Below are 19,099 nucleotides of genomic sequence, written 5' to 3' on the forward strand. Positions count from 1 at the left end.
TTCCAGGCTACCAGTAGGGTGGACGACGGCGCCGCCTCGTCCACCGTTGCACCCCATCTTGTCGGACGACCCCGCAGGTGCTCCACTGGCGATCCAGAACAACAACGGAGCCCGCCATGCATATCGTCATCCCCGACGACTACCAGCACGTCGTCGAAACCCTGGATTGCTACCCCCTGCTCCAGCGCGCCGGGCATCAGGTGACGCTCTATCGCGATGCCGAGCGCGATCCCAAGGTGCTGGTGGAGCGCTTCCGCGATGCCGATGCGCTGGTGCTGACCCGCGAGCGCACCCGTATCGACGCCGAGCTGCTGGCGCATCTGCCACGCCTCAAGCTGATCAGCCAGACCGGCAAGGCCACCGCCCACCTCGATGTGGCCGCCTGCACCCGCCAGGGCGTGGCGGTGTGCGAAGGCAGCGGCTCGCCGGTCTCCACCGCCGAGCTGACCTGGACGCTGATCCTCATGGCCCGGCGCAAGCTCAGGCCGGCCATCGACGCCCTCTATGCCGGGCGCTGGCAGGTCAACCTGGGCGAACGACTGGACGGGCAGCTCCTCGGCATCTGGGGCTACGGCAAGATCGGCCAGCGCCTGGCGCGCTACGGCCAGGCCTTCGGCATGCCGGTGCTGGTCTGGGGCAGCGAAGCCTCGCGCGCCCGCGCCGAAGCCGACGGCCATCGCGCGGCGACCAGCCAGGCGTCTTTCTTCGCCGAGGCCGATGTCATCAGCCTGCATCTGAGATACAGCGAGCGCAGCCGCGGCTGCGTGCGGGCCGAAGACCTGGCGCGGATGAAGAAGAGCGCCCTGCTGGTCAACACCGCCCGCGCCGGCCTGATCGAACCCGGCGCCCTGCTCACCGCGCTGGAACAGGGTCATCCCGGCCAGGCGGCGCTGGATGTCTTCGAGCAGGAGCCGGTGGCGCCGGACGATCCCCTGCTCGCCCATCCCCAGGTGCTCTGCACCCCGCACCTGGGGTACGTGGAAAAGCACAGCTACGAACTCTATTTCGGCGAGGCCTTCGCCAATCTGGTGGGCTTCTTCGCCGGCGAACCGACGGGGCTGGCCAATCCGGAGGTGTTGGGCAAGGGCTGAGCCGACGTAGGTTGGGTTGCGACAGCTCCATCGTCGAAGCCCAACATGGCAAAACACCCACGTTGGGCGTCGCTGCGCTCAACTCAACCTACCGGACCAGCGCCCTTTCCCCCTGGGAGAGGGCTGGGGTGAGGGAAAACCCTGCCTAGTCGGCAACCTTGGGCTTCGCGTGTCTCAACCCGACCTAGGGCAACCGCTCCCTTACCGCGGCGGCGAAGGCGGCGGGGGCTTCCTGGGGGATGTTGTGGCCGCAGCCGGGTAGCACCTCGTAGCGCAAGGGTCCGCTGAAGTGCTGCGCCACCCTGGCTTCACCCTGCACCGTAGTGACCCCATCGTCGGCACCGGCCAATACCGTGGTGGGCACGTGGATGGGTGGCTGCGCCGCCAGCCGGCGCTCGGTCTCGGCATAGGCCGGAGCGTCCGGCGCCAGGCCGTAGCGGTGGCGATAGGAGTGGATCACGGTGTCGACGAAATCGGGATTGTCGAAGGCCGCGGCGCTAAGCGCATAGGTGGCGTCGCTGCAGCGCCAGCTGGGTGACCACAGCGACCAGAGCAGTCGACAGAAGTCGCGGCGATGTTCCGCCAGGCCGGCGCGCCCCCGTTCACCGTGGAAATAGTACTGGTACCAATAGCGCAGCTCCGCCGCCGGCTTGGCCGGCTGGGTCGCCGCGGCGGCGATGTCCTGGATCGGATAGCCGTCGCCCAGCACCAGCCCCGCGACCCGTTCGGGCCAGAGGGCGGCGACGATGCCGGCGGCGCGGCCACCCCAGTCGTAACCGGCCAGGGTCGCCCGCTCCAGGCCCAGGGCATCGAGCAGCGCCAGGACGTCATGGGCCAGGGCGGCCTGCTGGCCGGAGCGCGGGGTATCGGCGCTCAGGTAGCGGGTGGCGCCGTAGCCACGCAGAAAGGGTACATAGACCCGGCAGCCAGCGGCGGCCAGTTCGTCGGCCACCTCGGTGTAGGCGTGGATGTCGTAGGGAAAGCCATGCAGCAGCAGGACCGGAGCGCCGCCGTCCGGTCCCTGGACCTGATAGGCCACGTCCAAGACGCCGGCCTGGATGGAGGTGAGCATGAGAGTTCTCCGCAAAGGGGCTCTAGAGCGGAAAGGTGGGTGGGCCTGGGAGTTCCCAAGGTGACCACTTCGCGTGGAAAACGCTCCGCGGTTTTCCACCCTACCAGGCTTGGGAGTTCGCGACATCGAAACGTCGCGTGGAAAACGGCAAGCGGTTTTCCATCCAGAGGCGATGTAGGTTGGGTTGAGCGCAGCGAAGCCCAACAGGGGTGTCCGGTCTCGTTGGGCTTCGACGCTGGAGCCGTCTCAACCCAACCTACGGGTCACCCGCATGCGGATGACCTGGCTAGCCCGCCAGATACCGCCCGATCAGGGTCACACCCGAGACCAGCACCAGCCAGGTCACCAGGCGGGTGAAGCGTTCGCGGGACAGACGGCGTTGCAAGTGGCGGCCGATCCAGCCGCCGAGCAGCATGGCGGGCAGCAGGCAGACCGCGAGGAGCAGCAGGCGGCCGTCGCTGTAGGCGCCGGCGATCAGCAGCAGGACGATGCGGATGGAGGCGCTGCAGCCGATGAGAAAACTCTGGGTGCCGCGGATGGCGTTCTTGTCCTGCAGGCGACCATTGAGATAGAGCGCATAGAGAAAGCCGCCGCTGCCGAACAGGGCGCCGCACAAGCCTCCGACGCCACCCGCGGGGATCGACCAGGCTGGTGCCAGTTGGCGAAAGCCCTTGGGGGTGAGCAGGCTGTAGGTCGAGTAGGCGACCACGAAGAGGCCCAGCCAGAGCATCAGCAGCCGCGCATCGGTGCGCATCAGCAGGTAGGTGCCCAGGGCTGCGCCGAGCAGCAGCATAGGCAGCAGCCGTCTGAGTTCGCGGCCGGCGATGGCGCGGCGATCCGGCAGCCAGTTGTGGAAGGAGGCGAGGAAATCCAGCATCACCAGCAAGGGCACGATGCGCGACAGGGGCATCCAGCTGGTGAGCAAGGGACCGGCGACCAGGGCGCTGCCAAAGCCGGCGACGCCAAAGATCAGATAGGCCAGGACCACGATGGCTTCGATGAACAGCCAGTCGATGGGGCTGAAGGCGGGAATCAGGGCAGCGAGGGTTTCGAGCATGGGGCGCATCCTGCGACAGAAAGCTCATTCTGCGCCCCGGAAACAGCCGGTGAAAACCGCCGGCCACCCGCGTTCACGGGGACCGGCGAGCCAGAGCGGCTCAGGGAATCAGGCGCTGGGCCCGCAGCCGGGTGAAGAGGTCGAGAAAGCTCGCCCGGGTGTCGCGATAGCCGAAGAAGCCCAGGTCACGACTCTTGGTCATGTCGTTGAGGCACTCGATCTCGCGGCCCAGGTCGGCGTCGCTGTGCCACCAGGAGGCGAGCTTGTCGACGTCGGCTTCCACTAGGTCGTGCTCCTCGGCGAGCTTGCGCCACTGCGCCGGCGCCACGTCCTTCAGCCGCGCTTCCAGCGGCATGGGCTGCTCGGGATAGGGTGCCGGCTCCAGCTCGAAGAAGGCGGCGATCTCGCCCCACAGCCAGCGCCAGCGGAAGACGTCGCCGTTGACGGTGTTGAATGCCTGGTTGCGTGCGGCCGGCGCCAGGGCGGCCCACTCCAGTTGCTCGGCGAGCAGACCGGCGTCGGTGACGTCGGTGATGCCGTCCCACTGGGTACGGGAACCGGGGAAGACGAAGGGCTGGCCAGTGGCCTTGCACAGCGAGGCATAGACCGCCAGGGTCAGGCCCATGTTCATGGCGTTGGTGCCCTTGGCCTGGCCGATCATGCTGTGGGAGCGGTGCACGCTCCAGCCGAAGCCGTGCCGCTCGGCGGCGGCGAAGAGGATGTCTTCCAGGGTGTAGTAGAAGTTGGCGCCGGCCTGGCGCGGTTCGCTTTCACGGAAGGGCGTCTCGGCCTTGCCGCTGCCGTATTCCTCGAAGGAACCCAGGTAGTGCTTGGTGCCGGTGACCAGCGCCAGATGCTGCAGCGGCGCGCCGTCCAGGGCCTGGCAGAGATTGTCCATCATGGCGCCATTGGCCTCGACGTTTTCCTTCTCGGTGGCACGCCGGGTCCAGGTGCAGAAGAACACGTGGCTGATCGGCAGGCCGGCCAGGGCCTGGCGGGTGGACGCGGCGTCGAGCAGGTCGGCGGCGACCGGGATGACGCCTTCCTGCGCCACCGGCTTGCGTGCCAGACCGTAGACGGTCCAGCCCGAGGCGACCAGGGTGTTGGCCAGGTTGTAGCCGGAAATGCCGGTCACGCCGACGATGAGAGCGGTGCCCTTGCGCATGAAACCTCCAGATAGGGGTGAGAGACGGCCTGCGACGGTCGCAGGCGCTGTAGATAAGGGAGTGCCTTGTCTCAGGGTTGATTCCAGCCTATTGGAGAATTAACGGCGTATCCTGGGTATAAATTCCTGTTTAACAGGAATCATATTCCGCAATCGGGAGCCAGCCTTGTATTCCTCCGAACGCCTCAAGGGCCTCGACGTCTTCGTCACCGTGGCCGATCTCGGCAGCTTCACCGCGGCCGGCGAGCGCCTCAATCTCACCGGCTCGGCCATCGGCAAGAGCGTGGCCCGCCTGGAGAGCCGCCTGGGCGTGCGGCTGTTCCAGCGCACCACCCGCCGCCTGACCCTGACCGAGGCCGGCGCCAGCTTCTACCGCACCTGCACCGGGGTACTGGGCGAGCTGGAACAGGCCGAGCTGGGACTGACCGCCCAGGACGGCGAGCCCCATGGCCGGGTGCGCATCGACCTGCCCGCCTCCTATGGCCGCCTGCATGTGCTGCCGCTGATCCTGGAACTGCTGCATCGCTATCCGCTGTTGCAACCGGATCTGTCGCTATCGGATCGCTTCGTCGATCCGGTCCACGAGGGCATCGACATCCTGGTGCGCATCGGCGGCTCCGACGCCTGGCCGGCCAGCCTGGGGCATCGGTTCCTCGGAACCCAGCGCCAGGTCTTCTGCGCCGCCCCGGCCTATCTCGCCCAGCATGGCCGACCCCGCACCCCGGCCGAGCTGGTCGATCACCAGTGCATCGGCTTTCGCCAGGCCGACGGCCTGATCAGCCCCTGGCAGCTGCGCGGCGAGCAGCCGGGCGACAGCGAACGCTGGGTGTTCCAGCCGCGGCTGGTGGTGGGTGATGGCGAAGGCGAGGTGCTGGCCGCCCTGGCCGGGCATGGCATCGCCCAGTTGCCGACCTGGCTGATCGCCACGCACCTGGCCAGCGGCGCCCTGGTGGACGTGCTGCCGGAACACGGCGTCGAAGGCTCGCCGATTAACCTGGTGTGGCCGCGCAGTCGCGAGACCCTGCCACGGGTCCGGCTGTTGCTGGAGCATCTGGCCAGTCGCCTGCTGCCCACCGTGGCACCGAAGCTTGCGCGCTAGCCACGACCGCGCGACGACCGGCCCTGGCTGCCGCGCCGGGAGCGGGAACATCCGCGCGGGCACCCCGGTCGTAAACTCTCGCACCCCTGCGCGCCCATGAGTTCCATCGATGGGCGGCATGACGAATATCGAGACGATCGATTGGCGCCGCCGGCTCTGGCTCAGCAGGATCGGCGGTTTGTCACCTGGCCAGGTCCGCCTGGCCGCGACGTTCCACCCCCCGGTTCCACCACCTAGATGAGGTATCTCATGAGCCAAGCCCAAGGCTACGCTGCCCAGTCCGCCGACCAGCCCCTGGCGCCCTACTCCTTCGAGCGGCGCGAACCCGGCGCCCACGACGTGCAGATCGACATCCTCTTCTGCGGCGTCTGCCATTCGGACCTGCACACCGCACGCAACGAGTGGAACAACACCCTCTTCCCCTCCGTGCCCGGCCACGAGATCGTCGGCAAGGTGACGGCAGTCGGTGCCCACGTGAAGAACTTCAAGGTCGGCGACAGCGTCGGCGTCGGCTGCATGGTCGACAGCTGCCAGCACTGCGCCCCCTGTGACGCCGGCGAAGAATCCTATTGCGAGAACGGCTTCACCGGCACCTACAACGGCAACCTCTACGGTGGCAGCGAGAACACCCAGGGCGGCTACTCCGACCACATCGTGGTCAACGAGAAGTTCGTGCTCAAGGTGAGCCACACCGAGAACCTGGCCGCCGTGGCGCCGCTGCTGTGCGCCGGCATCACCACCTACTCGCCGCTGGCCCACTGGAAGGTCGGTCCGGGCAAGAAGGTCGGCATCGTCGGCCTGGGTGGCCTGGGCCACATGGGCGTGAAGATCGCCCATGCCATGGGTGCCCACGTGGTGCTCTTCACCACCAGCGCCAACAAGAAGGACGACGCCCTGCGCTTGGGCGCCGACGAGGTGGTGGTGTCGAAGAACGAAGACGAGATGGCCGCGCACGCGAACAGCTTCGACTTCATCCTCAACACCGTGGCCGCGCCGCACAACCTGGACGCCTTCCTCACCCTGCTCAAGTGGGACGGCACCATGACCCTGGTCGGCGTACCCGCCGAGGCGCACCCGGCGCCCAGCGTGTTCAACCTGGTGATGAAGCGCCGCCAGCTGGCCGGTTCGCTCATCGGTGGCATCCGCGAAACCCAGGAGATGCTGGACTTCTGCGCCAAGCACGGCATCGTCTCGGACATCGAGCAGATCGCCATCCAGGACATCAACGAAGCCTATGAGCGCATGCTCAAGAGCGATGTGAAGTACCGCTTCGTGATCGACATGCAAAGCCTCAAGCAGGGCCAGACCGCGGCCTGATCCCGCGCTCCGCTCCGCCGTCAACGCCCGCGCCCGTCGCGGGCGTTGTCATTTCCGGTAACGCATTTTTGGCGCGCCCTGCGGTCCTAGCGATGACGACAATCACGAGGCGGCCGCCATGCAGTGGGACAAGGGACAACGTAGCGACAACGTGCAACAGGCCAGCGGTGGACGCGGCATGAAGATCGGCGGCGGCCTCGGCCTGGGTGGCGTGGCCCTGGTGGTGGTGTTCGGCCTGCTCAGCGGCCAGAGTCCGACGCAGATCCTCGGCAACCTGATCAGCCTCAGCGGCCAGAGCGCGCCAAGCCAGCAGGAGACCACCGCGCCGGCCGACAATCGCCAGGTGGACTTCGTCCGCGTGGTGCTGGGCGAGACCGAAAACACCTGGACGCGCATCTTCCAGGCCCATGGCGAGCAGTATCAGCCGCCCAAGCTGGTGCTGTTCAACGGCCAGGTGCAGTCCGGTTGCGGTGGCGCCACCGCGGCCAGCGGTCCCTTCTATTGCCCGGCGGACAGCAAGGTCTACCTGGACCTCACCTTCTTCCAGGAACTGCAGCAGCGCTTCGGCGCCGATGGCGATTTCGCCCGTGCCTATGTGATCGCCCACGAGGTCGGCCACCATGTGCAGAACCTCACCGGCACCACCAGCAAGATGGAAGCGGCGCGCCATCGCGGCATTCCCACCGAGGGTGCCACCGGGTTGTCGGTGCGTCTGGAACTGCAGGCCGACTGCTATGCCGGGGTCTGGGCCAACGATGCCCAGAAGCGGCTGAACTGGCTGGAGCCAGGTGACCTGGAGAAGGCGCTGAACGCCGCCAACGCCATTGGCGATGACCGCCTGCAACGCCAGTCCCAGGGCCGCGTGGTACCGGACTCCTTCACCCATGGCAGCTCCGCGCAACGGGTCAAGTGGTTCCGCGCGGGCTTCGACAGTGGCAAGGTGGAGAGCTGCGACACCTTCGCCGCCAAGACGCTCTGACCTCTACCGGGAGATCCCGATGCGTCGCCTGCTCGCGCTGTGCCTGGCCCTGGCCTGGGGCTCCGCCCTGGCGGCGCCTCGTGAGGGGGTCGCCCGCATCGTCAGCGACCGGCTACCGATCGGCCAGGCGCAGGCTACCCTGCAGCTGTCGGCCGACTGGAACCAGCCCCATCCGGAAATCCGCCGCGCCCTGGTGATCGTGCATGGTCGCCTGCGCAATGCCGCGACCTATTTCCGCTCCGGCGAGACGGCCACGGCGGCGGCCGGCGCCGCGGCGGACACCCTGGTGATCGCCCCGCAGTTCCTCAACGAAACGGATGTCCAGCGGCATCAGCTGCCGGACACCCTGCTGCGTTGGCAGGGCAATGCCTGGATGGGTGGCGAACCCGCCCTGGGCCCGCAGCCGCTAAGCAGCTTCGCGGTGTTCGACGCCCTGCTCGCACGGCTGGCGGAGCGCCGGTTGCTGCCCAATCTGCAGGAGGTGGTGATCGCCGGGCATTCCGGCGGTGGCCAGGTGGTGCAGCGCTATGCCGTGCTCGGCCAGGGCGAGCGCGCCCTCGCCGCCCGCGGCATCCGCCTGAGATACGTAGTGGCCAATCCGTCGTCCTATGCCTATTTCGATGCCCGCCGTCCGGATGCCCAGGGCCGGCCCGTGCCCTTCGCCGACGCCGCCAGCTGCCCGGATTACGACACCTGGAAATACGGCATGCAGGGCCTGCCGGCCTATGCCGAAGGACGCCCGGCGGCCAGCCTGGAGCAGCACTATGCAGGGCTCGACCTCACCTATCTGCTGGGCGCCGAGGACACCAATCCCAACCATCCGGCGCTGGACAAGGGCTGCGCCGCCGAGGCCCAGGGCCCCTATCGCCTGGCCCGCGGACTGAATTACTACCGTTACCTGCAAGGCCGTCATCCGGGGCTGCGCCAGCGGCTGGTCGAGGTCCCCGGCGTCGGCCACAATGGCGACGCCATCTTCACCTCGCCCGCCGGCCGCCGGGCGCTGTTCGGCGCCGGCGACTAGCCTCAGCGCTCCAGGGCCGCGGGCGCGTCCAGCAGCTCCTGCACCTGGGCGACCAGGGCCTCCAGGGTGAAGGGTTTGCCCAGCAGCGCCATGCGCTCGCCGACCAGGGGCACGGGGGGTTCGTTGCCCGCCGCATAACCGGTGATGAAGAGAATCGGCAGGTGGGGTCTGAGGGTACGGGCCGCCCCGGCCAGCAAGCGGCCGTTCAACCCCGGCAATCCGACATCGGTGATCAGCAGGTCGAAGCCCTCGCCTTCGCGCAGCGCCGCGAGCGCCGCTTCGGCATCGACGGCGTCGCGATAGCGCCAGCCGAGGTCAACGCACACCTGCACCAGTAACTGGCGAATGACCGCATCATCTTCCACCAGCAGCACCCGGACATCGGGCAGCGCACGGGCGGTCGGGGCGCTGGCCACGGCAAGGGACGCCTGGACGGCCAGGGCCGGGTGGCGCGGCAGCAGCAGCCTCACCTGGCAGCCCTGCCCCGGCGCGCTGGTCACGCTGACCTGGCCACGGGACTGGCGGACGAAGCCATAGATCATGGACAGCCCCAGGCCCGAGCCCTGGCCCACCGGCTTGGTGGTGAAGAAGGGCTCGAAGACCCGTTCCAGCACCGCTGGCGTCATGCCCACGCCATCGTCGCCCACCTCGATCAGCAGGTAGTCGCCCGCCGGCAGCGCCGGATCGGCGTCGGACTGCACCCAGTTGCGTGCGCGGATGGTCAGGGTGCCGCCCGCCGGCATGGCATCGCGGCTGTTGATGGCCAGGTTGAGCAGGGCATTTTCCAGCTGGTGCGGATCGGCGTCGACCAGCCAGAGTTCGGCGTCCAGTTCGAGCTGGCAGCGGATCTGCGGCCCCAGGCTGTGCCGCAGCAACTCCTGGAAGTCGCCGATCAGCCGGGTAACGTCCACCGCCTGGGGATTGAGCGTCTGGCGGCGGGAAAAGGCCAGCAGCCGATGGGTCAGACTGGCGCCCCGGCCGACCGACTGGGTGGCGGTAGCGAGCAGACCGCCGACCCCGTTCAGCGCCTCCGGCGCCAGGCGGCGGCGCATGAGATCCAGACTGGCCTGGATGCCGGCCAGCAGGTTGTTGAAATCATGGGCGATGCCGCCGGTGAGCTGGCCCACGGCTTCCATCTTCTGCGCCTGGCGCAGCAGCTCCTCGGCCTGGGCGCGACTCTGTATCTCCTCGCGCAGCTGGCGATTGCGCTCCTCCAGTTCGGCGGTTCGTGCCCGCACCTGGAGCTCCAGGGTGGCGCGTTCGCGGCGCAGGGCCTCCTCGGCCTCGCGGCGGTCGTCGATGTCTTCGCTGGTGCCGTACCAGCGGATCACGGCGCCCGCTTCATCGCGCCGCGGATAGGCACGGGTGCGCAGCCAGCAGTGGCTGCCGTCCGCCACCCGTACCCGGTGCTCCCGGTCGTAGGCCTGACCCGCGCTACGCGCGGCGTCCCAGGCCTGCCGCGTCGTCCGGCGGTCGTCAGGATGCAGCAGCGCCCAGAAGCTCTCGGCTTCCAGTACCGGCTGGCCGGTCAGCTGCTGCCAGCGCGGCGAGAAGACCATGCGCCGACCGCTGGGATCGCAGGTCCAGGTGTATTGGGGATTGAGTTCCACCAGGTGTCGATAGTGGTCTTCACTCTCGCGCAGCAGCAGATCCGCCTGATGGCGCTCGATGGCCAGGGCGGCGGTCTCGGTGACCAGGCGGAAGGCGTCGCGCTCGGCGGCCAGGGGGCGCCGCGGCTCCAGATAATAGTTGGCGAAGGTGCCCAGCAGTCGGCCATCCAGGGCCAGCAGCGGCATCGACCAGCAGGCGCGCAGGCCATAGCGCAGCGCCAGGTCGCGAGCGCCGGCCCACAGCGGATCGCAGGCGATGTCCTCGACATAGACGGCTTCGCGGCGATAGGCGGCGGTGCCACAGGAGCCCGCCAGCGGGCCGATCTCCAGCCGACCGAGATCGCGGCTGTAGGCGTCCGGCAGACTCGGCGCGATGCCGTCCTGCAGATAGCGGCCATCCTCGCTGAGCAACAGGATGCAGGCGTGCAGGCGGACCTGGGCCAGGGCCTCCACCCGCTGCAGCAGCGCGTGCAGCACCTGGGTCAGGGGCAGCCCGGTGGCAAGGCTTTCCAGCGTCTGGCGCTCGTACTGGCGCAGATCGCCGGAGAACGGCTGATCGCTCGAAAGCGTGTGGAGGCTCATACGGCTGGCACGACCTGGACCCGAAGTAGGCATCTTAGCCAGCGACCCGGTAAACAACAGACTATTTACGCCTAACGGGCAGATTTCCAGCGTCAGAGCGCCGCCAGGATCTCCGCGCAGGTCTCGAAGCGCTGGTCACGCGCCGCCGGCCAGGGATCGCCCGGCTGATTGACCTGCAGGGTGTGGCAGCCCACGGCCCGTCCGCACTCCAGGTCGTAGCGGTGATCGCCGACCATCACCAGGCGGGCCGGCGCCACCTGCCAGAGGTCGGCCAGCCGCAGCAGGCCACCCGGATCGGGCTTGGGCGCCGCCTCGTCGCGCCCCAGCACGGCAGGCGGATCGAAGCAGTCCTCCAGGCCGATGGCGGCCAGGGTCAGCAGCGCCAGATCCCGGGCATTGCGGGTGAGGATGCCCAGCGGGCGACCCTCTTCGTGCAGGCGACGGATCAGGGCCACCGCACCCGGTGCCGGGCGGGCGGCGACGGCCAGTTCGCGTTCGTGCTCGAACAGCCAGGCGTGCTTGGCCTCGCGCTCGGTGGCCGGCAGCTCGGCCAGGTGGTGGAGGATGTCGGCCTGCTCGGGAATGCCCAGGTGCCGGCGAATGGCGGCGAAGTCGTGTACCGCCAGGGTCAGGGTGCCGTCCAGGTCGAACACCCAGTGGCTGAGGTGACGCAGTGTCATGCAGGGATCCTTTGGCGAGAGGTGACCTTCGGGCACTCCGGGGGAACCCCGGTCATGCGTGCTCCGTCTGGTGGAGACAACCTTCCGCAGGAGTCTACCCATGACGACGACCGTTCGGGCGCTACTTTTCGATGTCTTCGGCACCGTGGTGGACTGGCGCGGCAGCCTGGTCGAGGGCTTGCAAGGGCTGTCGGCCAAGCATGGCGTCCGGGGCGACTGGGAGCGGCTGGCCGATGCCTGGCGCGCCGAAGCCTACGAGGCCATCCTGCCGCAGATCGCCGCGCGCAGCCTGCCCTGGCTGCCCCTCGACGAGGTCCATCGCCTGGCGCTGGACGAATTGCTGCCACGCCATGGGCTGGTCGGCCTGACCACCGCCGAGGTGGCCTGGATCAATCGCCTCTGGCACCAGCTGACCCCCTGGCCCGATGCCGTGCCGGGTCTCACGCGGCTGCGCCAGGGCTATCCGGTCTGCGCCCTCTCCAATGGCAACGTCAGCCTGCTGCTGGACATGGCCCGCCACGCCGGACTGCCCTGGGACATGCTCTTTGGCGCCGATCTCTTCCAGCGCTACAAGCCGGCCGCGGAGGTCTACCTGGGCGCCTGCGCCCTGCTCGACCTGCAACCGGAACAGGTAATGCTCTGCGCCGCCCACAACGGCGACCTGCAGGCGGCCAAGGAGCTGGGGCTGGCCACCGCCTTCATCGAGCGCCCACGGGAAAAGGGCCCGGCCGGTGGCGAGGTGTCCAGCGGCGGTTGGGATCTGGAAGCCAGTGATCTCCAGGATCTCGCCGACCAGTTGGGCCTGCCGGTGCTCGCGGGCGATCAACCCGACCCCGACGATTGAGCGCGGCCCGGGCGCTTCGGTATCCTGCCGGATACTTTTCGCCAGGGCATCGCCATGGGTTTTCTCGACAAGCTGCGCAAGAAACGTGAACGCCAGGCCCTGGCCGCCCTGCCCCGCCTGCATCAGCGCACGGCGCGCCTGCGCCGTGAGTTGCCCGACTACGAGATCGGCGCCGGTACCTATGGCGCGCCGAAGGTGTTCGATCTCAAGGAAGGCGCCACCCTGCGCCTGGGTCGCTACACCTCCATCGCCGAGGGCGTGCGCATCCTCCTCGGCGGCCTGCACCGGCTGGACTGGGTGACCACCTATCCCTTCCCCGCCTTCGTCGACGACCTGGCCCACATCAGGGACTACGGCGGCACCCGCGGCGACGTGGTGATCGGCAGCGACTGCTGGATCTGCACCGATGCGCTGATCCTTTCCGGCGTCACCATCGGCCATGGCGCCGTGGTGGCCGCCGGTGCCGTGGTCACCCGCGACGTGCCACCCTATGCGGTGGTGGGCGGCAACCCGGCGCGCTTCATCAAGGGACGCTTTGCCGAGGCCACCTGCCAGGCGCTGCTCGACATCGCCTGGTGGGACTGGCCCGAGGCGGAGATCCTGGCTGCCGGCGAACACCTGTGCAGCGCCGATATCGACGGCTTCATCGCCTACGCCCGGGCGCGCCATCCGGCGCCCTGAATCCGGCGCCCGGAACTCGGGACGCTTTCCAGGGCTCACCTTCATTAGTCATTCTTTTGAAGGTTTTCCATGGAAGCACTTGATCTGCTGCAATGGCCGGCGATGGCCATCACCCTGCTCGCCGCCTGGCTGGTGGCCTCCCAGCGCCAGGGCCGGCGCAACCTCGGCTTCTGGGTGTTCCTGCTGAGCAATGGACTGTGGATCGCCTGGGGCCTGCAGGCCGAGGCCTATGCCCTGATCGTGCTGCAACTGGGCCTGGCGGCGATGAATCTGCGCGGGGTGCGCCGCAACGCCGGCGAGGCGTCGGCCGCGGCGGTCGCGGAGGCTTCGGGCAGGGCATAATGACCGGCCCTGCGTCAGACGGCCCCGCCCCATGCAGCACAGCGTCACCCCCATCGGCCACGTCCGCTCCTGCTTCAAGGAGAAATTCGCCATTCCCCGGCAACCCGCGCTGGCCCCGGCCGCCCGTGGCGTGCTGGAGCTGCTGCCGCCCTTCGACCGGCCCGAGGCGGTGGAGGGCCTGGCAGGCGTCAGCCATGTCTGGCTGCTGTTCCTCTTCCACCAGGCGCTGGAAAACCAGCCGCGCCTGCGGGTGCGGCCACCGCGCCTGGGTGGCAATCGCTACCTGGGCGTCTTCGCCACCCGCGCCACCCACAGGCCCAACGGCATCGGCCAGTCGGTAGTCCGCCTCGACGGCCTGGAACCGGGACGGCTGCTGCTCTCGGGGATTGATCTGCTCGACGGCACCCCGGTGCTGGACATCAAGCCCTATGTGCCCTACGCCGACAGCCCGCCGGGCGCCCACAACGCCATCGCCGAGGCGCCGCCGCCGGCCCTGGCGGTAGGCTGGGCGGACGCGGCGCGGCTGCAGGCCGAGGCCCACGGCCAGCGCCTGGGCGAGCCCCTGGCCGAGCTGATCGAGCAGTGCCTGGCCCAGGACCCCCGGCCGGCCTACCAGGTGCCGACGCCCGAGCGCCGCTATGGGGTGCGCCTCTGGGATGTGGAGGTGCACTGGCACTATCCGACCGCGCACCAGATCCGGGTGCTGGACGTGACCGCGGCGTCCTGACGCCGCCCGGTTTGCATTCCGGCGGCCAAGGCCCCAACAATGACATTGCCGGATCGCATGAGGCGATCCGCACCCGGCTACGGCCGCCGTTCGGCCGTATCACCGATAGGGAAGCATCTATGGCTCCAAGCAGACAGGTCATCAACGCTCAGGTCAGCCCCAAGGGCAGCCTGGAGACCCTTTCCCAGCGCGAGGTCCAGCAGCTCAGCGCCGCCGGCTCGGGCAACCTCTACCAGCTCTTTCGCCAGTGCGCCCTGGCCATCCTCAACACCGGCGCCCACAGCGACAACGCCAAGACCATCCTCGAGGCCTACCAGGACTTCGAGATCCGCATTCACCAGCAGGACCGCGGCGTACGCCTGGAACTGATCAACGCCCCGGCCGATGCCTTCGTCGACGGCGAGATGATCGCCAGCACCCGCGAGATGCTGTTCAGCGCCCTGCGCGACATCGTCTACACCGAGAGCGAACAGAGCAGCCTGCGCATCGATCTGGAAAGCTCCGAGGGCATCACCGACTACGTCTTCCACCTGCTGCGCAACGCCCGCACCCTGCGCGCGGGCGTCGAGCCGAAGATGGTGGTGTGCTGGGGTGGTCACTCCATCAGCACCGAGGAATACAAGTACACCAAGAAGGTCGGTCACGAACTCGGCCTGCGCAGCCTGGACATCTGCACCGGCTGCGGCCCGGGCGTGATGAAGGGGCCGATGAAGGGCGCCACCATCGCCCACGCCAAGCAGCGCCTGCAGGGCGGTCGCTACCTGGGCCTTACCGAGCCGGGCATCATCGCCGCCGAGGCGCCCAATCCCATCGTCAACGAACTGGTGATCCTGCCCGACATCGAGAAGCGCCTGGAGGCCTTCGTCCGCGCGGGCCACGGCATCATCATCTTCCCGGGCGGCGCCGGCACGGCGGAGGAGTTCCTCTACCTGCTGGGCATCCTCATGCACCCGGACAACCAGGACATCCCCTTCCCGGTGGTGCTCACCGGGCCGCAGAGCGCCGCGCCCTACCTGGAGCAGCTGCACGCCTTCATCGGCGCCACCCTGGGCGAAGCCGCCCAGCGCCACTATCAGATCGTGGTCAACGATCCGGTCGAGGTGGCCCGGCAGATGGCCCAGGGCCTCAAGGCGGTCAAGCAATTCCGTCGCGAGCGCCACGACGCCTTCCACTTCAACTGGCTGCTGCGCATCGAGGAAAGCTTCCAGCGCCCCTTCGATCCCACCCACGCGAACATGGCCGCGCTGCAGCTGACCCATGCCGTGCCGCCCCATGAGCTGGCCGCCAACCTGCGCCGCGCCTTCTCGGGCATCGTCGCCGGCAACGTCAAGGCCAAGGGCATCCAGCTGATCGAGGAGCGCGGGCCCTACGAGATCCATGGCGATCCCGACATCATGCGTCCGCTGGATCGGCTGCTGCAGGCCTTCGTCGAGCAGCACCGCATGAAGCTGCCCGGCGGCGCGGCCTACGAGCCCTGCTATCGCGTGGTCAGCTGAATCCTTTCACGTAGGCCTTTTCGGCCGCTTTTATCCCATCGTGACCGTTCGTCAGCAGCCTGTTCGACGAACGGTCACAGCGCTGGCCAGGTGCTATCAAAAAGTCGCTAGCTAGCTATCCAGAGCCCTTGGCCGGCCTGCGTCTGCCGGGTATTCAAGTGACTTTGCCGCTCCAAAAAAACCTCGCGCGCTAACTGCAGGACTCCGGGCTCAAGCCCCTCTTCACCACGCCGATAGGGCAAGGCAAGCTAACCTTAGAGCGCAGGTTGCCGTGGTGAAATCTACCCGGGTCGGAGATCCCGCCGGGCCGTCTTCCTCCAGCCGCGCCAGACTTCCTGCCGAGGCCACGGAATGAATAATTGGCTGGGACTCGACTTCCTCGTCGCCCCTCTTGCCCAGGAGCAGGTGCACCTGCACGGCCAGCATGATGGCTGGCTGGTGGCGCTCGCCTATCTCGTCGCCGTCAGTGCCTGCTACGTCACCCTGGTGTTCGCCGAGCGCATCGGCCAGACCCGTACCCTGGCGCGGCGGCGTGCCTGGAGCCTGATGGGCGCCCTGAGCTTCGGCTTCGGCGTCTGGGGCATGCACTTCATCGCCATGCTGGCCTTCACCGTGCCCACCCGGGTGCACTACGACCTCTTCATCACCGTGGCCTCGCTGCTGATCGTGGTGCTGGCCGGACTCATGGCCATGCCCGCCCTCAGTCAGCCCGACCTCACCCTGGGTCAGCGGCTCAAGGCCGGCACGGTGCTGAGCGTGGGCATCGTGCTGATGCACTACACCGGCATGGCCGCGGTGCACACCGAGGCGGTGGTGCTCTATCGCCCGCTGCCCTTCCTGTTGTCGATCGGCATCGCCGTAGGGGCCAGCTTCGCCGCCCTGCAACTGATCCAGATCTTTCGCCGCCACTACACCGGCATCTATCGCTGGCTGCGCATCGCCACCGCCCTGGTGATGGGCCTGGCGATCGCCGCCATGCATTTCACCGGCATGTGGTCCATGGTGCTGATCGCACCCGCCGAGACCGAAAGCCCCCTGCAGGGCGCCAGCAATTCCTGGCAGCTCGGCGTCGGCATCGCCATCATCGCCCTGCTCCTGGGGATAGGCGGCCTGGGCGCGGCCTGGGCGGATCGCCAGCTGCAGCGCAAGGAAAACGACCTGGAGCGGGTCAATTCCCTGGTCGGCCAGCTCGACGAAGCCCGCGCCTCGCTGCAACAGGCGGCGCACTACGATCCCCTCACCGACCTGCACAATCGCCGCGCCTTCAACCAGGCCTTCGCCGAGATCCTCGAACGCCACGCCCAGCAGGGGCGCAGCCTGGGGGTGATGTTTCTCGACATCGATCACTTCAAGCGCATCAACGACAGCCTCGGCCACGACGCTGGCGACCAGTTGCTGGTGGCCATGGCCAGGATCATTCGCGACGCGGTGCGCGAAGGCGATCTGGTGGCCCGCTTCGGCGGCGACGAATTCTGCATCCTCGCCAGCCTCGCCGGCCCCGACGAGGCCCGGCACCTGGCCCAGCGCATCCTGGAGCGGCTGCGCAATCCGGTCACCATCGGCAACCGCACCCTGGTGATGACCACCAGCATCGGCATCAGCCTCTATCCGCGCGACGGCGGCTGCTGCGAAGAATTGCTCAAGAGCGCGGATCTCGCGCTCTATCTGTCCAAGGGCAATGGCCGCAACACCTACAGCTTCTTCGACGAGACCCTGCGCGAGAAGATCTCGCTGCAGCTGGAGCTGGAAGCCGAACTGCGCGAGGCGCTGGTCGAGGAACGCGGCCTGCAGCTCTACTACCAACCGATCCTCGATGTCGCCAGCGGCCAGCTGGACAAGGCCGAAGCCCTGATCCGCTGGGATCATCCGCGCCTGGGCATGCTGGCGCCCAACTGTTTTCTCGGCGTGGCCGAGGCCAACGGCTTCATCGAGGAACTGGACGCCTGGGTGCTCAAGCGCGCCTGCAAGGACCTGGCCGAGCTGAGCGCCGCCGGCCTGGCGGACCTGCGTATCGCGGTGAATTGCTCGGCGCTCAGCCTGAGCAACGACGCCCTGCCCGGGCAGATCGCCTGGCGCCTGGACGACCACCGGCTATCGCCGCGACGGCTGGAGCTGGAGGTCACCGAGAACGCCCTGGTCAAGAACGTGCAGCCCACCGCCGAATTGCTGCAGCGCATCCGCGACCTGGGCGTGACGGTGTCCATCGACGACTTCGGCACCGGCTATTCGTCGCTGGCCTATCTCAAGCGCCTGCCGATCGACACCGTGAAGATCGATCGCTCCTTCGTCACCGGGCTGGCCGAGGGCAATGCCGATCACCAGATCGTCCAGGCCATCATCGGCATGGCCCGACCGCTCAAGCTCAAGGTCACCGCCGAGGGCGTCGAACACCTGGAGCAGCTACGGCTGCTGTGCGCCCTGGGCTGCGACTTCATCCAGGGCTACCACATCAGCCGCCCGGTCCCCCTGGCCCAGGTGCCCGAGGTGATCGCCCGCTATGCCAGCGGGGTCTGTCCGTTGCAGGCCCAGGCCCAGGCAGAGGCCCAGGCGGAAGCGGATGCCGACGCCCTGGCCCTGGCCAAGGCGCTCGGCTAGCCGCGGCGATAACGCAGCCAGACGCTGCCGTCATCCTGGGCTTCGGCCGCGTCCAGCTTGAGGTAGAGGGGCTGTTGCCAGGCCTGCTCGGCGATCTCGAAGGAGGCCGGATGGGCACCGCGGCCATCCACCAGCGGGATGATCAGCACGCTGATCTCGTCCACCAGGCCGGCGGCGACAAAGGAGCCGCTGACGTGGGGACCGCCCTCCACCACCAGGCGCTCGATGCCCAGTTCGGCGTTCAGCAGCTCCAGCACGGCGCTCAGATCCAGTTCATCCTTGCCGCCGAAGACATAGGAGGCGCCGATGTTCTGCAGGTGCGTCAGGTAGTCGTCGCTGACCCCTTCGGTGAGCACTGCCACCACATGGGAATCCAGGGCCTCGTTCTTCTTCCAGGCCACCTTGCCCTGGGGATCGATGGCGATGGCGTACTTCGCGGCATCGCGCCGGGCGAAATGGTGGGTACGCGGAATGGGCGCCTGGGCGACGCCGGTGGGATAGCCCTCGCCGTGGGCGATCTCTTCCATGGTCACCCGGCCACAGGCCCAGGCATCGAAGGCGAAGCGCTCGGCCAGGCGCTCGTAGGTGGCATCGGCCTGCTTCTTGACGGCACGGTCCCAGCCGTCGGTGAGGGCGTGACCGTCGACCGATGACATCATATGGCAGATCACATAGGGCTTCATGGGGGCTCCCGGCAGTGGCGCGTCGCCATGACACGCCTTGCAGCAACCGACCGATCCG

At 68.1% G+C, this 19,099-nt stretch carries 17 protein-coding genes; 11 read left to right on the top strand and 6 right to left on the bottom strand.

Going from position 1 to position 19,099, the window contains the following annotated elements; translation table 11 throughout:
* Nucleotides 1-116: 116 nt before the first annotated feature.
* Nucleotides 117-1,091, top strand: a complete 975-nt coding sequence (locus QMX82_RS04590) for a D-2-hydroxyacid dehydrogenase family protein (RefSeq protein ID WP_208692247.1) — start codon at nt 117-119, stop codon at nt 1,089-1,091.
* A gap of 184 nt (nt 1,092-1,275) precedes the next feature.
* Here the strand turns inward: QMX82_RS04590 and QMX82_RS04595 are convergent, their stop codons facing one another.
* The 3 genes from QMX82_RS04595 to QMX82_RS04605 form a co-directional block, all read right to left on the bottom strand.
* Nucleotides 1,276-2,163, bottom strand: coding sequence for an alpha/beta fold hydrolase (locus QMX82_RS04595; RefSeq protein WP_282281378.1), 888 nt, complete (start codon nt 2,161-2,163; stop codon nt 1,276-1,278).
* A 286-nt stretch (nt 2,164-2,449) separates the two neighbouring features.
* Nucleotides 2,450-3,220: a sulfite exporter TauE/SafE family protein gene (locus QMX82_RS04600; protein ID WP_208692249.1), complete on the bottom strand. Its 771-nt coding sequence runs from the start codon at nt 3,218-3,220 to the stop codon at nt 2,450-2,452.
* A 100-nt stretch (nt 3,221-3,320) separates the two neighbouring features.
* Entirely contained in the window at nt 3,321-4,385 is a 1,065-nt protein-coding gene (locus QMX82_RS04605) for an SDR family oxidoreductase (RefSeq protein WP_208692250.1), read from the bottom strand.
* Nucleotides 4,386-4,551: 166 nt separating this feature from the next.
* On the opposite strand from QMX82_RS04605, the gene QMX82_RS04610 reads away from it, so the two are divergent.
* The 4 genes from QMX82_RS04610 (at nt 4,552) to QMX82_RS04625 (ending at nt 8,801) form a co-directional block, all read left to right on the top strand.
* Entirely contained in the window at nt 4,552-5,484 is a 933-nt protein-coding gene (locus QMX82_RS04610) for a LysR family transcriptional regulator (RefSeq protein ID WP_208692251.1), read from the top strand.
* A 249-nt stretch (nt 5,485-5,733) separates the two neighbouring features.
* The gene (locus QMX82_RS04615; protein ID WP_282281379.1) at nt 5,734-6,801 is read left to right on the top strand and encodes an NAD(P)-dependent alcohol dehydrogenase; all 1,068 of its coding nucleotides are present in this window, start codon (nt 5,734-5,736) and stop codon (nt 6,799-6,801) included.
* A gap of 118 nt (nt 6,802-6,919) precedes the next feature.
* Nucleotides 6,920-7,780, top strand: coding sequence for a KPN_02809 family neutral zinc metallopeptidase (ypfJ, locus tag QMX82_RS04620; RefSeq protein WP_282281380.1), 861 nt, complete (start codon nt 6,920-6,922; stop codon nt 7,778-7,780).
* A 19-nt stretch (nt 7,781-7,799) separates the two neighbouring features.
* Nucleotides 7,800-8,801 (top strand): alpha/beta hydrolase, encoded by a 1,002-nt coding sequence (locus QMX82_RS04625; RefSeq protein WP_282281381.1) that lies wholly within the window; start codon nt 7,800-7,802, stop codon nt 8,799-8,801.
* A gap of 2 nt (nt 8,802-8,803) precedes the next feature.
* Here QMX82_RS04625 and QMX82_RS04630 read toward each other — a convergent pair whose 3' ends face one another.
* Nucleotides 8,804-10,993, bottom strand: a complete 2,190-nt coding sequence (locus QMX82_RS04630) for a hybrid sensor histidine kinase/response regulator (RefSeq protein ID WP_282281382.1) — start codon at nt 10,991-10,993, stop codon at nt 8,804-8,806.
* A 92-nt stretch (nt 10,994-11,085) separates the two neighbouring features.
* A complete protein-coding gene (locus tag QMX82_RS04635; protein ID WP_263259430.1) occupies nt 11,086-11,673 on the bottom strand; it encodes an HAD family hydrolase in 588 nt (195 codons plus the stop codon).
* Between the two features lie 100 nt (nt 11,674-11,773).
* Between QMX82_RS04635 and QMX82_RS04640 the strand changes: the two genes are divergently transcribed.
* From QMX82_RS04640 to QMX82_RS04665, 6 genes are all read left to right on the top strand, one after another.
* The gene (locus QMX82_RS04640) at nt 11,774-12,517 is read left to right on the top strand and encodes a haloacid dehalogenase type II (protein WP_282281383.1); all 744 of its coding nucleotides are present in this window, start codon (nt 11,774-11,776) and stop codon (nt 12,515-12,517) included.
* Between the two features lie 54 nt (nt 12,518-12,571).
* Nucleotides 12,572-13,198, top strand: coding sequence for a CatB-related O-acetyltransferase (locus QMX82_RS04645; protein ID WP_282281384.1), 627 nt, complete (start codon nt 12,572-12,574; stop codon nt 13,196-13,198).
* Nucleotides 13,199-13,267: 69 nt separating this feature from the next.
* Complete coding sequence (locus tag QMX82_RS04650) at nt 13,268-13,540, top strand: hypothetical protein (RefSeq protein ID WP_158896490.1); 273 nt, start codon at nt 13,268-13,270, stop codon at nt 13,538-13,540.
* 31 nt (nt 13,541-13,571) lie between these two features.
* Nucleotides 13,572-14,267 carry a tRNA (N6-threonylcarbamoyladenosine(37)-N6)-methyltransferase TrmO gene (gene tsaA / locus QMX82_RS04655; protein ID WP_282281385.1) on the top strand — a complete coding sequence of 232 codons (696 nt, stop codon included), beginning with the start codon at nt 13,572-13,574 and terminating at the stop codon, nt 14,265-14,267.
* 119 nt (nt 14,268-14,386) lie between these two features.
* Nucleotides 14,387-15,763, top strand: a complete 1,377-nt coding sequence (ppnN, locus tag QMX82_RS04660; RefSeq protein WP_280305924.1) for a nucleotide 5'-monophosphate nucleosidase PpnN — start codon at nt 14,387-14,389, stop codon at nt 15,761-15,763.
* A 351-nt stretch (nt 15,764-16,114) separates the two neighbouring features.
* Complete coding sequence (locus tag QMX82_RS04665; protein WP_282281386.1) at nt 16,115-18,358, top strand: putative bifunctional diguanylate cyclase/phosphodiesterase; 2,244 nt, start codon at nt 16,115-16,117, stop codon at nt 18,356-18,358.
* Here the strand turns inward: QMX82_RS04665 and QMX82_RS04670 are convergent.
* Nucleotides 18,355-19,041 carry a dihydrofolate reductase family protein gene (locus tag QMX82_RS04670; RefSeq protein ID WP_208692260.1) on the bottom strand — a complete coding sequence of 229 codons (687 nt, stop codon included), beginning with the start codon at nt 19,039-19,041 and terminating at the stop codon, nt 18,355-18,357. The two genes, QMX82_RS04665 and QMX82_RS04670, sit on opposite strands and share 4 nt — an antisense overlap.
* Nucleotides 19,042-19,099: the final 58 nt, after the last annotated feature.

This window comes from Pseudomonas sp. PS02302, assembly GCF_029959585.1.
Taxonomy (GTDB): domain Bacteria; phylum Pseudomonadota; class Gammaproteobacteria; order Pseudomonadales; family Pseudomonadaceae; genus Chryseomonas; species Chryseomonas aestiva.